At 37.9% G+C, this 14,978-nt stretch carries 6 protein-coding genes; all 6 read right to left on the bottom strand.

Annotation, left to right across the window (positions count from 1 at the left end; translation table 11 throughout):
- Window positions 1–19: 19 nt before the first annotated feature.
- Window positions 20–1,909: an alpha-L-fucosidase gene (locus WC623_RS00990; RefSeq protein WP_372847668.1), complete on the bottom strand. Its 1,890-nt coding sequence runs from the start codon at window positions 1,907–1,909 to the stop codon at window positions 20–22.
- Window positions 1,910–1,913: 4 nt separating this feature from the next.
- Entirely contained in the window at window positions 1,914–4,961 is a 3,048-nt protein-coding gene (locus tag WC623_RS00995) for a chondroitinase family polysaccharide lyase (protein ID WP_372847669.1), read from the bottom strand.
- Between the two features lie 121 nt (window positions 4,962–5,082).
- Entirely contained in the window at window positions 5,083–9,150 is a 4,068-nt protein-coding gene (locus WC623_RS01000) for a two-component regulator propeller domain-containing protein (protein WP_372847670.1), read from the bottom strand.
- Between the two features lie 35 nt (window positions 9,151–9,185).
- Window positions 9,186–11,681, bottom strand: coding sequence for a polysaccharide lyase family 8 super-sandwich domain-containing protein (locus WC623_RS01005; protein WP_372847671.1), 2,496 nt, complete (start codon window positions 11,679–11,681; stop codon window positions 9,186–9,188).
- 18 nt (window positions 11,682–11,699) lie between these two features.
- Window positions 11,700–12,836, bottom strand: coding sequence for a glycoside hydrolase family protein (locus tag WC623_RS01010; RefSeq protein ID WP_372847672.1), 1,137 nt, complete (start codon window positions 12,834–12,836; stop codon window positions 11,700–11,702).
- A 14-nt stretch (window positions 12,837–12,850) separates the two neighbouring features.
- Window positions 12,851–14,956, bottom strand: a complete 2,106-nt coding sequence (cslA, locus tag WC623_RS01015; protein WP_372847673.1) for a chondroitinase-AC — start codon at window positions 14,954–14,956, stop codon at window positions 12,851–12,853.
- Between the last annotated feature and the right edge of the window lie 22 nt (window positions 14,957–14,978).

Raw genomic sequence — 14,978 nt, forward strand, 5'->3', positions numbered from 1 at the left:
ATTTAAGGGGGGTAATTGATCAATTATCTATTATTTGCAATTCTATTTTGTCTAAAAACAGACCTGGTTGCCATTTACGGGCATTGATTTCAAAATCTTTTAAACACAGTGTATAATTCCCACCCTTAGGTAATACAATAGTGCCTATATTACTTTTTACTTCTCTGTAGAAAAACAAAGTTGGGTTAATCTTCTCCTGATCTCTTTTCAATTTTATAGGTATAGTTTGCCCTGCTACTTCTAAAGCACCTTGCTGATCTGCCCCTATCCATTCTGGCTTCGCGTGCCCACCTTTCTCATTAGATGTTACAGTCACTTTATACTTACCTGGAGTATTAGCCTTAAAGGTCCAGGTAGAGAATTTTTGCGAGGCATCATAATGACTGTCAATACGATAAAGTGAAATACTGTTATCCTTCCCTTGCGTGATTAAAGTGTTAGTTGATATTTTCTCCGTTGCAAATGCTACAACAATAGTTGTAGCAAGTTCTGTTTCTGAGATCCCTGCCAGGTTAATATTCAAATAATGTCCGTCATATTCAAATGGTAATATTTTAGCATTGCCCATCAGATATATCTTCTCAGGTTTTGTAAGCAGTCCATTAATCTTTAGCTGGTTATTTTCGGGCCATTGGGTAATATTAAGATATAACTTGCCAGGCTTTTGAGTGACATAGCCCCAATCTTGATCCCAGGCAAAAGGAGAGCCACTGGTATTGTATACAGCTTCCCCATTTTTTTGCAGCCATTTTCCCACTTGTAAAATGCTATCTGTGGCCTCTTGGGGCATTAAGCCATTAGGCTTAGGACCCATATTCAACATATAGTTACCATTACGACTCGCACAGGCTAACAAAGAGCTTAATATCATCTTAGGCGTTCTCCAATGCGTATCGTCCCTTCTATAGCCCCATGAGCCATTGGTTGTACCTACCATTTCCCAAGGCATAGGTAAGTCATCACCAGTAAAGAAATTATCGTCTGGTGTATAGAAATCAAACAACATCCCTCTATTTGCTTTCTTTTCGTTGACTTCCGCTCCAATACGTGAACTTATGATTATTTCAGGTTGCAAATCTTTACAGATTTTAACAAAATTCCGAACTTCATCATTATTTAAGCCGGTCCCCATATCAAACCATAGGATATCTATTTTTCCATAATTTGTTAAAAGCTCTTTAAGTTGCGGATAGGCCTTTTCCTTTAGATATAGCTCTTTATTCATCTGCTCTGGCTTAAAGTCTGTCAGGTTCATCCACGAATGCTTACCACCATTCAAAATCGCATTTTGAGGATGTTCCCAATCAATGTTATGAGAGTAATAAAGTCCGAACTTTAAGCCTTGCTTATGACAAGCATCTTTTAAAGCTTTCACAATATCTCTTTTATAGGGTGTGCTCATGATATCATAATCTGATGCTTTTGAATCAAAAAGAGCAAAACCATCATGATGTTTAGACGTTAATACTACATACTTCATTCCTGCAGCCTTAGCTAACTTAGCCCAATCATCTGCATTAAACTTTACCGGATTAAACTCTGGAACCAGTTTTTTGTATTCATCGAGTGGTATATGGAGTGTATTTTGAATCCACTCTGGAATAGATGGGGTCCTTTGGCCATTGTAATATCCTGAAAGAATGGCATACAAACCCCAGTGGATAAACATTCCATATTTAGAGTCCTTCCACCACATCATACGCTGATCATATTCTTCTTTTGTCTCTACCGGGAGCTTGACTTCAGAGGTTGTCTTTCCATAGAAATAAGCATCAATATTAGAACGACTACCAATATTAGTCCGATCTAACACATTTTCGTTGGTACCATTTAGCTCTTGTGTAAAAGCGCTGTAACTTAGCATTGTAAAAATAAATGCACTAATCAGGTTCTTATAAATCGAATTCATTTGCTTAATTTTTTTCAAGTTCCATTAGCTGAGAAAAGCCATGTTGACATTCCAACGTAACAGATGTTTGATTATTTATATAGGAGCTTTGCACTTTTGCACCACCTGTTTTTACCTTCCAGCGACCGTTCAAGTGTAGAGTCAACATTGTAGGTTTACTAAAACATTCAAAAAGGTTTTTATTCTTCTTATCTATAGGGAAATTTAGATCAGGTTGCGCCACGCTTAGGGCAATTTTGTCGGCTTCCTTTTGCTGTAACATCACGATACAAGGAGCTGAAACTGTGGCTAGCATCTCTTTTCCTGAGAATGCTTTATGATTAAACAAAACATATCCGGTTAGTTTTTCAGGCTTGTAGGCCACAATATGTGCATTACTGTCTGCCTGTAAAACCTGGAAAGAGTGATCTTCCTTTATTTTTTGATCAAAGTTCAATTGATCAGTCTTAGTCATAAAAGGATAAATCACATACTGATAAGCAGCATCCTTAGGACTTAACCCGTGATTGATCCACGCTGCTGAGAAATCTCCATAAGTGTAAGGTAAATCATCAGGCTTTATTCCATTTTTTAAAGCTTTATTAACGGAATACTCACCTTTAAATGAGCGCTGTTTACTTTTTTGCAGATCAACATTTCCTAGTAAAATATGGTACCCACTTCCTTGCTGATCTACCAGCCAGTTTCCTGCTTTCCCCGCAAAAGGAAAGTCCTTTACTGCTCCCGACTGTTCCGTGTATACTGGCACTTCTGTTTTTGGAAGTAACAGTTGAAAAAGGTTTGTTTGCACAGGATAGGCAGGGTCAACAGCTGATATATCGCTTCCTATACAAACTATTTTCTCACCAAAAGAGAATACAGATTTATTCGCTTTAAGCTTTCCAGAGAAAGGCCCGTTGGGGACGCCCTCATCTAATCGCATAGCAAACACTCCGCAGCCATTTAAAGTAGCAGCTCCTGTAAAGACCTGTTTTGAAGTAAACTTTAAAAGTGGCCGCGGACTTTCCAGCTTTTCGAATGGGAGATGGATGATTGTTGCGCCTGGATATCGGTTCCAGTCCCAACCATCCTCCGAGAAGCCACTACCTTCCTCACCTCCTTCATTTAACAATTGTATAGTTCCATTTGCAGGATATCTTCCGTACCGATTGTTAGCAGCATATATCTCAGAAGCCCATAAGTACTTGCTATAACCTTTTATAATTGCTGCCCAATTATCACTGCGTTGAACTGCTGTTGATCCATAAGGAAATACCACATAAGGAGCCGGTTCTTGCTTCCTGATTCCGGCCTTATTAAAGATATCTGTATTGACTTTATCCTTTACTCCCCAGAGCCTGATATAGGTGGCAGCAAGTTCGTTGTCGATTTTTGATGTACCTTCAGGGTTCCCACTCATAGCTAATACCAAACAGGCATTTTTTAACCCTTCAATAGAATTTGAATGAAGTGGATGGCGACCGGCATTACCAAATCCCCAGCTATATAAATGACTATAAGCTATAGCAGATAAAAATGCTTTCTTAAAATTCTTGTGCCCTGTTTCTCCAATTTTGAAACTGGTTCCGGATAAAGTCGATATGATGCGAGGTACCGAAGCAAATGATCCATAAGCATAGGCTGGATAATGTCCGCGATGATGCCAGGCTGTTCCATCAGGTTTATATGCTTCTGCCTTATCTTGTTGTCCTAAAACAACGTTTATATAATTGGAATAGGCATCAAGCCATGCGGCTTGTATGTCTTTATTGTCGGAAAGCAGGCTAACCAGAAGACAACCATAAGCCTGTGTATTTAAAAAATCAAGGTCCACTGTGAAACTATCATTAGGGCCTAGCATTTTCCCAAGGTTATTTAACCACTGCAAACTACCAGTTACCTCTGCAATTAACCCTGCTTTAGCCAAAGGTTGTTTCATTAAATAGCATGCTTCAGTTATCTCTCTTATGAAGTATCCAATCAAACTACGGCTACCACCATTAGCGCCTCTTTGCCATCCCTGGTCTAAAAAATAACGTGTTGCCAGCAGGAACATACTTTCCAGTTTTCTCTTCTCATCGCTGTTATCAGGAGCTATTGAATATGCCCTGGCAATAGATTTCATTACTTCCCCCAGCGATTTAGCAGAGTTTTGCAACCGTTGCCCTTGCTGTGCAACATCATGATAAAAAAAGTCATCTCTATGAGTTAGAGGTGGGCCTATGACAATCCTCTTATCTTCACTTTCCCGGATGCCTAATTTAACAAATGCTGTAACAATGCCTATATAATTATACTTGCTTACACCGGTTAGCAGTTCCTTCGAAATTTTCTGCTCAATCTCAAAAATCCCTTGTTTTTCTTTAACTGTAACTGCCGCTGGTTTTAGTTGTTGAGCCAGGGAATCATGATAAAGGCTCGGCATAAAATGGTCAGAACCTACAGGTACTTCTCTCTTAATGAAAGGCACTAAGTAATCGGGACTTTGCATTCTGTCGTCTACATACTGTGAAAAAACAACATCGTCAAAGAAAAGGCTTCCCGATAATGCTGTAGTTGTTACTTTAAATGAATCAAAATCTACAGCTGCTGTTTTTCGGGGAGTATGTCCTTCCATTTCATAAAAAGGAACCATCATTGTACGCCAGCCATAAAAATTAAGAGGGATGGTAAACCATACTCCATCTTTACCCCCTTTGCTAAAACTAATTGTAGCAGTTCCCTTCTGTGGCTTTTCACTATATACAGAAAAAACAAAAGTAGGACTTGTTGGAAAGTCATAATCAAACTTCTGCATTCCTTTTTCTAAAATCCTAAAGTAGGAAGTTGATATTGAAGCATCTTTACTTTTCCAGTTCCATTGCAATGCTTTATTTCCATATCGGTAATGCCTGCCACTGATAGAAATGATACTTCCTTCGGATGCCTTATAATTTTTCAGTATATCATCCTGCTCAAATGACTCAACAAAAGGTCCTTCTTGCGAAAAACCAGTAATACCAATTAATACAAGACAAAATGTTAAAAATAGATGCCATAGACTAGCATTTATCCAAAGGAACTGCGTTCTCATTCTTCTTACGGTTTTACGTTTGGTTTATATGGGCTAAAATAAGAACAGAGTGTATAAAGCAGGGGTGGTTTTTCATTCTATTAAGAGGGAGTTTATGCTCATTTTTAATGCATAAACTTTCTTAAGCCTCATCACTGCCCTCTACATGTTTTCTATAAGCAGAAGGCAATTGGTTAAATAGTGCTTTAAATGATTGACGGAAATGCTTTTGATCATTAAAGTTCAAAGCAAAGGCTATTTCTGATACAGACATGTTGGTAGTCATCAGTAACTGAGCTGCCTTTTTTAACTTTATTGTTTTAACAAGCTCGGCAATTGATTGTCCTGTTAGTGCTTTTAACTTACGATACAATACAGACCTGCTCATACCTATCTTTTTCACCAACACATCAATTGTAAAATCAGGTTCCATTAAATATTCGTCGACGATAGTTGTAAAGTCCCTTAGAAACTGCTCATCCGGAGAAGCTGTCTCTGCAAATGAATTGCCTGCTGGTTGCATGATATATTCCCGGTGATATTTTTCGACAAGTTTTTTCCTTGATTCGATGAGATGATGAATTCTGATACTCAATACATCCGGATCAAATGGTTTGGTGATGTATGCATCAGCACCTAATTCATAACCAGACTTCTCAGATTCGGAAGTTGCTTTTGCTGTAATGAGCAAAATAGGTATATGACTTGTGAGTATATCTGACTTCATTCTCCTGCAGAACTCCATTCCATCCATTTCAGGCATCATCACATCACTTATTACCACATCAATGCTTTTCTGACTAGCTATTTTGATAGCTTCTGCTCCATTTCCTGCATTATAAACATTATAAGCAACACTAAACAAGCCTGAAATAAATCGACGCAGATCGTCATTATCATCTACGACTAAAATAGATGGACGCTTTTCATCAAACGTGAAGGGTGTTTCAGGCAATTGAGGTAAATCATATTGCCAAGGCATATCCGGACTTATCGGTTTTACAACCTCAGAACCATACACATCATAACCTGAAGGCCTAAGTTTCTTTATAGGTAGGCTCGCCTTGAATATACTTCCATGGCCTTCAACACTCTGCACTTCCACATTCCCTTGATGCATGGTTACAATATTCTTAACCAAGGCCAGACCAATACCAGTTCCGTGCCCCTGTTTAACTTGATAAAACTCATCAAATATCATTTTAATATGAGTATCAGATATTCCTGTTCCGGTATCCTGAACCTCAATATTTACAAAGTTTGAATCATTTGTTGTTACCCTTAATGTTATTGTACCACCATTAGGTGTAAACTTGAATGCATTAGATAAAAGATTGTAAATAACTTTTTGAAATTGCAGTCCATCAAACCAAACCATGATTACAGGATCTGTACTTTCAAAATAATAATGAATTTCCCTCTCCCTGGCATACTCGTCAAAATAGGATTTTATTTCTTGCAGGTAAGGTATAATATTTTGTTGCGAAACCTGTAGTGTGGTTGTCGCACTTTCACTCTTTTTAAGATCTAGCAACTGGTTAATGAGCATCATCAGCGCCATTGCATTTTTGTACATCACCTGATGTTGCTTTTGCACATCATCATCTCCTTTTCTCAACTGCATCATTTGTTTTAAAGGACTTAGTATCAAGGTAAGTGGTGTCCTGAAGTCATGAGAGATATTGGTAAACAGCTGGTTCAGATACTTCATTTTTTCCTTTTCGCGTCTTTCAGTTGCCAACTCATTACGCACTTTAAGCCGCTGCAATGTTTGCCTTCTCATCAGGAATAAAATAGAACATAGAATGATAGCATATATGGAATATGCCCACCACGTTTTCCAGGGTGCCGTCGCTATATTTATTTTAATGCTTGTACCATTTTTATTCCACACTCCATCATTATTAGAGGCTTTTACTCTAAAAATATAAGTCCCTGCATCCAGGTTGGTATAAGTTAGTGAATTGGTATTTCCCAGATCATTCCATTCTTTATCGAAACCTTCTAGCTGAACTGCATACTGGTTTTTTTGAGGCTGCGAATAATTAAGCGATACAAATGTAAAGTTCAACATATTGTGATCATGAGCCAGCTCTATTTCCTCTTCTCCATCCCAGGCATTGATCAATTGGTTGTTTACTTTTATGGAGGTAATATATACAGGTGGGACGTAAGTATTGGTGGTTATCTGATCGGGATTAAAGAAGCAGAAACCATTGGTTCCGCCAAAGTAAAGCAGTCCAACTTTGTTCAGCATACTTGCTCCGTAATTGAACTCTTTTGAAGGCAAACCATCAGATTCATCAAAGTTCTTTATTTTACCAGAAGAAACTTGTAATTGACTGAGGCCATTATTAGTACTTAACCATAAATTGTTCTTTGCGTCAGGTAAAATACCATAAATAACATCATTGGGTAAGCCCTCTGCAATTCCGTAATGTTTGCTTTTTTTAGTCAGGAGATTAAAACTATATAGACCGTCACCTTCAGTCCCAACCCAAAGCTCATTACCTGGTTTATTATAAACGGACAATACAGGTACCGCTGCACTATTTTTAGTGGCTTCATTAAATACTATTTGCTTGCTTTGCAAGGTTTTTATATCCATTTCGGCCAGGCCAACATTACTTCCTATTAAAACCTTTCCACTTTTTGAAGAGGCTGCTATCAGATAAACAATATCGCCTATGATCTTTTCATTCTGAACAATACGTGTTATTTTTCCCGTAAGAGGATTTAATCTATTTAATCCCCCACCCGATGTACCAATCCATATATAGTCCATCTCATCCTGAAATAAGGAGACCACCCTATTACTACTCAGGTTACCATCAATACCACTGTTGATTTTTTTAAACCGATATGGCCGGGCAGTTGTGTTCAGATAATTTAGTCCTCCATCATGTAAACCGATCCATAAACCACCGGTTTTATCCATTAACATTGTTTTTACATTATTGGCACTAATGCTATTAGGATCTTTTTCGGAGTGGGTATAATAAGTGAAGATACCCGTCTTTTTATTATAAAAATTGATACCGCCACCTTCTGTACCAATCCAAAGGTTATGTGCATCGTCTTCGATAATGGAACTTACTACTTTATAATTAAGGGTACGGTTATTATTACCCGCTGTCACATGTTTAAACCTATTGTAACTGCTGCTGTAATAATTTATTCCACCAAAGTAAGTGCCCACCCACATATCACCCATTTGATCTCTACAGATACTATAAACTGAATTCTGACTCAGGCTACTGCTATTGTTTTCATCATGTTGATAGCGTGTGATAGTTTTATCGGCTATATTAAAAATGTACAAGCCATTATAAGTCCCAATCCATAAGTTGTGGTGGCCATCTTCCTGTATGGATCTTACAGGATCTGTAATAAAATTTTTCCCTATTTTATAATGTTCAAAAGCATTGTTTCTTTTGTTAAGAATGGCTAGTCCACCTTTATAACCCAACAAAAGATTCTTCTGTTTATCCAAATATAAAGAAGCGATAAAGTTGGTATTTGTACCTGCAGCCTCGGGAAGACGAAAGCGTACGAAGCTATTTGACGCAGGCCGGTATTGATCAACACCATTATTGGTCCCTACCCAGATGTTTCCGTCCGGCGTTTTTAACAAGGCCTGTATAATATCGGCAGACAAACTACCTTGATCCTTTTCTTTATGCTGATAGAGAACCTTTGTCCCCTTTTTTATATTCAGTTTAAACAAGCCTTGTGCCGTTCCTATCCAAAGGTTTCCTTTGCCATCTGGACTAAGCGATAATATATCATTTTGCTTTTGGTTACTTTTCTGCGTTAATTCATAGCGGACAAAATTATCAAATAGCGCATTATACCTATTCAGTCCATTTGCTGTACCTATCCATAAATTTCCATACTCATCCTCACAGGACGTTCTAACCACATTATGACTAAGACTGTTTGTATCTCTTGAATTGTATCTATACTTTAAAAATCTTACTCCATCATATTTATTCAAACCATCTCTGGTTCCCAACCACATGTATCCCTTACGATCTTGTAAAATGCTCAATACTGAGCTTTGTGAGAGTCCTTGATTTAAAGAAATGTTTATGAATTTAATATCCTCGTATACTATTGCTTTCTGTGCATTTATACGGATGGATATAAATAATAGCCCAACAAATATTGTAAATTTCCTGAAAAGCATTTCTTTGCGGCCTCCTAACATTGCTGCCGAAAATAATCAAAAAATTCATGAAATACCTACTTTTTCATGGTGACCGTAACTGGCTTACCACAATACTCTTGAATCGGCATTTCTACTTCGATTTTCTTAGCCTCAATGGTTAACCTTATCTTTTTTAATTCCGGATTCATTGTTGGATCATTCATGGTAATCTTATATTCATTGCCCAAATCTTCAATCATTACAACTGCTGGATCTGAGACAGAAATCCGCATATTCTTAGCTATCAGTGATTCCTTACCACTATAGAAAACAGACTGAACTATCTTTAGGTCTACACTTTGTATGGCTTGAATAGTAGTATCATTACGCAATACCTTAAATGGTAAATTACTTCCCGGTATGTTTTTTCCACAATAAACAACATAACCATAAGAATCGTTAACCGGAGCATGACCATGATCAACCCAAAGTCTGAGTATATTAGTCGTGGCTGGCAGTTTAGCAATATTAGGTAAGTTTGACTTATTACGTTTTACCCATTCATTTTTTACATCTTTTTCATAGGTAAAATAGGCTTTCTTTACATACTCCGGTAAAACAGTATAGGCAAAACCATCTTTTTGTTGCATCCATAAAGTCTTTCCCTTGTCAAAAAAAGACAAAGGGCCTTGGTCAACATTCATAACTTGACTTTTGCCATCTTTAATAACATATAAATTCTCTTTAAAATCTACTGATGTCTGATCAATTGTGGTTTGAATATCCCCAGCCAAAGAAGGGCTCAGATTACTTACTCCAGCCCCCAAAGCAATCATATAATCACCATAAGTAAAATATGATTTATATGCTTTAACACCATATATGGTCTCATTCTTAATACCTTTTGGATTTCCTTTATCGTTTACACCATTTTTGGTTGAAGCATCCATCTTTTCAAAGATAAATCCTGCAACAGCATTTTCACCTCCGTTAGTTGCCGCGCCAGCGAAGTTGTGTTTACTTGAATAACCTCTCCAATTGGTTACAGGGGTGATTTTATCCATTCCTTTTCTTGAGGTCACACCTGGAGATGCAGTTATATCCCAAGCGCCAATAATTTTATGGTATTCATCTCCCTTTTTCATGAAAAAGGTAAGCCCATCTGCATTGAAAAAATTGTATTCATCAGCAAAATTAATAGCCCCTTCTAATCCATCACAGCGTACAGAAGCCATATTGATATGTATATAATAGTCTTTATTCCGCTTTACCAGATCGTCATTGTTGAAGAACCAACGTGTCCCGGAATACTCTCCCGCCGGATAATTTTCCATATTGATCTCCATTTTACTGATCTCCTTTTTCAATTGCAGAAGTTCTTTCTGTTCTTCTTCAGAAAAAGAATCCAGCCAATCCTTAGTGACCTGATTGATTAAAGAAGCATACTTTATGTTTTTCTTTTCTTGATTGTAGTAAACCGCAGTATATCGGTCGGTGCATAATGGGGTATATCCATTATAATAATACCAATTCCCACCACGAAAGAAATTCATTATCCAACCGGTATTCTCTGTACTTAGTTTTCTGGCCCAAGTTGAACCTCTAAGATTACTTAGCATGCCTAGTGCACTATTCATACCATCAATTGGATAGCCCCAAACCAAACTTTGTTTACCATGTCCCCATCCTGCCCCATCTACGGTAAAACCTTCATTCCAAAAGGCTTTATCATATGTTGTTTGCGATACTGCACTGATGCTTTTCTGACTTACTTCACTTAACACATCAATCATAGGGATAGATTTATACATCATTGCGGTTGGCAAAAGCGGGCGGTATGCCAATGCATTACCCCCAACCCACCATACATGGTTTCTAAAACGTTCTACCTGCACTACATTATTATCCGTACTATCCTGACGCAAAGGCTGTGTCCAGCTTTGAAGCGCAAGGACTTTAAGCATATCAGAGATTTCCTTTAATTGCTTGTTACCAGCGCTATTCAGGTCTGTAGCATCCAGCTGAGGCAGAAAGATAAAATAAATATTTACTGCGGCAGTAGGAATTGCGAAACAAGAAGCATGAAAACGGCTCCCCTTATTATTGCGGCTAATCTCCAGTCCACCATAATGTAGTATCGCCTTACAATACTTATCAGATAATGCTACATTAGCCTTTAACTCCTTAGAACGAACCGCATCAGCAATACGCCATAGACGTTGTGAAGCTTCGATGAGAAACACACCAATATCCTGTTGCGTATCGTGACTACCTTTCGTAAATGCTTGCTGAGCTACATATTGTTCTTCTTTAGTAACCATATCAGCGAACCTCCCTTGATCATCCAAACTGTTTATACATTCCTGCCAGGTCAATTTAGTTCTCAAGTGATCACGACGATATCCGCTAAGGGCATAGTTTTGTCTGAATTTTTCTATTGCCGCTTCTTTTGCCTGATCTTTAATCTGCAAGGCCTGACTTTGATATTTAAGGTAATTATCAAAAGCATATTTCCGTTCTGCTTGCTGTGCAAAGGAAAAATATACAATGCCAGTAAGACATAAAGTAAGCAATAACGTTTTATTCATCATGTGGTTAAGTTTTGGTTATTATTTTTTAAACGGGATCACCATATTCCATGATTTAGTGGCATTTTCAAATCCACCAGGCCCATCCATTGTCGCAAAGAAAATATATGCTGGTTTTCCTTTTTCAAAAAATATAAAGGGTCTTTCCAGCTGTCCTTGCAATTCAATCTTTCCATCTTCGTAAGCTACAGTCTTAGAATATGCCTTTGGGTCTTTGTCCATTACCCACTTGATACCATCTTTAGAATGTGCCATCACTCCACCGCCACGTTCTCCTGTAAATTTTGCCACATGATCCTTGAAAATAGCATGATATCCTCTAGCGTCTTTCCACAAGAAAGGATCTTCAGCCTCTCCTTGTTCTTCGACATTAAAAATTGGCCGATCTTCATTCAGAACACGATAAGGTCCGTTTATATTGGGAGCATAAGCCATTCCAAGCGCCATATTGGAATATTTCCCATCCGTGGTATGAGCACGTCCCTTAAAAATCATCATTACTGAACCATCTTCTTGCACCATAGGTGAAGGATTTGAAGTAAGGAAGCTATAGAAAGTATTTGGTTTCGTTTTCAAAATAGGCTCATCTAATCTCTTCCATGGTCCATAAGGACTATCAGAAACTGCCAATCCTATTCTTTTATTGCTCCTTCCAACAATACACCATTTACTATCCAAAGTGAGTTGATCATATTTAGGTTCCTCAAAAGGATGTGTTGAGCCCATATAGATCAAGTAATATTTATCCTTGAAGAATAGTATTCTGGGATTGTGAGTAGAACGACCATCCCAGTATTGTGCCCCCCGGGCAGGTAATGCAACATCTGAAAAGGTATATGGACCTTGTGCAACATCAGCAGTTCCGTGTATAATTTCTGAGGCAACCATCCAACCTGGATGAAAAGGCAATGATTTCGGAAAGCGTGAGGCATAAATATGATATTTCCCTGCCTTATCCTTAACAATGGAGCTACCCCAAACCCAATAGTTTTCCATCTGCATTGATGGAACTCTGAATGCCTTTCCTAAATTTCCGAAGATCTCATTTTTGGAATTTTTCTTCAGTTGTTCCAAATTTTCTATTTTTTGGCTTTTCACAGACATGGAGATCATCAAGCCAAAACAAAGCGACAAGATTTGTATATAGGTCTTTTTCATTATACATGAATCGTTTATAAGCTTATAGTTGAACCAGCTAACTCATTTTGTGGAAGGTTAAAAACAAATGGGACTTCCTTCCCCGTTTTTGTATGCTTAATACGTATGGTCATTGTTTTCTCTTTTTGCAGCGGATCTGCTACTGAAACCACGGTTTTTCCTTTAATATTTTTCACCATTAATATACAAGCCTTATCTGCTTTAACTTCCATGGTTGGTAAAACTACTGTTCCCGCTTGATAAAAAACTGCTTGAAGTATATCTAATGACTCATGAAAAGTAGCTTGTAGGTTTGCTGTATTAGCAAGAATTTGTATAGTTGCGGGGTTGTATTTCTTGATTTCCGATCCGGATTTTACCCCTGGTAACACAACGTAAGCATATTTTTCTCCCTCGGGTTTAGCCCCATGGTTAATCCACAGTTTAAATACATCTCCAGAAACTTCATCTTTTGAATATGAATTATTAATCTGATACCAGTTTCCTATTTGTCTTTGTGTACTTAAACTAATGTTTCCTCCTTGTGGGAAGTAATAACCAATCCCATCATGCTGCAACCAGGCCTGTCCTTTTTCATTAATTTCAAGTGTTTTACCCTTTCCAATTTGAGTCTCATTTGCTGAATTCGATACTGGTCCATTTAACCAGCTTTGATTAACTGTAGTTGTAATATTCTGAACTGTATTACTTTTGATCCCTGCACCAAGACATACAATTTCATGATCAAAAAAGAACCATGATTTCTTTGCTTCAAGACTATCATAATTTAAAACATAAGCACTGGCTCCATACAAACCGTCGGAAACTCCACCAGCAAAAGTGTTATGCCCATCTTCACCCCAGAATTTAGTTAAGGGTCTGTCGACAGCATAATCTCTACTGGTTACACCAGGAATCTTATCCCATTCCCAGATTGGCATAATATTATAATACTCCGGACCCCGAAGCTGTATGTTTGTTGCACCATCAGATAAGTATCTTCCTATCAAGTTCTCTTTGTTACCCGCTTCACTTCTTTTGGTTCTTGTACTTACCATTCGTACATTAAAGGAATAAGAAGGTCGTAAATGAAGTGTGTAATCGCCTGTCCAAAACTGTTTATGGTATGGAGCAATTTTATAATCCGGACTTTGTGTACTATCCGTTCTGGCTATAGCTGCATTCCAATCATCTGCATGTGCAGGGTCTATTATTTTAGCGACATCCAAACGAGTTTTCTCTCCATTCTTTCTTAAAATATTTGGCCTGCTTATCCCACGTCCCTCTACATTGAAATCCATATAACTACCTCTGATTGCTTTTAGAAAGCTCTCTCTGTAGTATTTTGAAAACAACTCCAGTTTTTGCGTACTGATCGCATAAGGCGTATCTCTAACATAATTGGCCAGTTTTAAAACACCTGTTATAAATACAGCTCCATAGCTTGAAATCTGCAACTGCGGACCATGCTGTAAGTATGCATAATCATACTGCAGACCTTCCTTTTGGTAAACAAGCTGCACGGGGTAAAAAAGTTCCTCCACAGATTTATCTAGCAAAGCCTTATCATTGGTTAATAATGCACGATAGAAATAGTGCAAAGCGATGTCCGTTTTATTGGCCCCTGTCTTAGCTTCGACATCACCGCGTTTCATCCTTTCTATTAATCTGGCCTGAAGTGCAGCATCTAGCTTCTTGCTTCCAGAATGCATCATAATAAGCAGTTCGCCTAAAGCTTGAGGTGTAGCTATTTCATTGTGCCACCAATTACTACTTTTAGGGTCTGCACTATACCAGAACTCTAAGGCTTTAGAAATCCCTGTAAATACTTTTTCATCGCCATAATACCGACTTTTCTTCTCGATATAAGCTTGTATAAGTTGCTGTACTCTTAGCAAATGATCTCCTGGTTGCCATTTTGTAATTGTATTGGCAGTATAGTCAATATCCTTCCAGCTACCATCATCCTGTAACTTTACAAAACTCTTTTCTGCGGCTCGATCTATAAACCGCAGTGGCGACTTGAGGTCGGCCACTATCCGCGCCATGATCACATCATTGGTATTTCCTGTTTGAGCTTTTACAGAATGGTAAGTCAATACTGAGCATAAAAGTATAAAAGTTAAGGTTAGTTTCTTCATTTGATTTATTTGTAGACTGCCA

This window comes from Pedobacter sp., from assembly GCF_041645105.1.
In the GTDB taxonomy this organism is placed as follows: Bacteria; Bacteroidota; Bacteroidia; order Sphingobacteriales; family Sphingobacteriaceae; genus Pedobacter.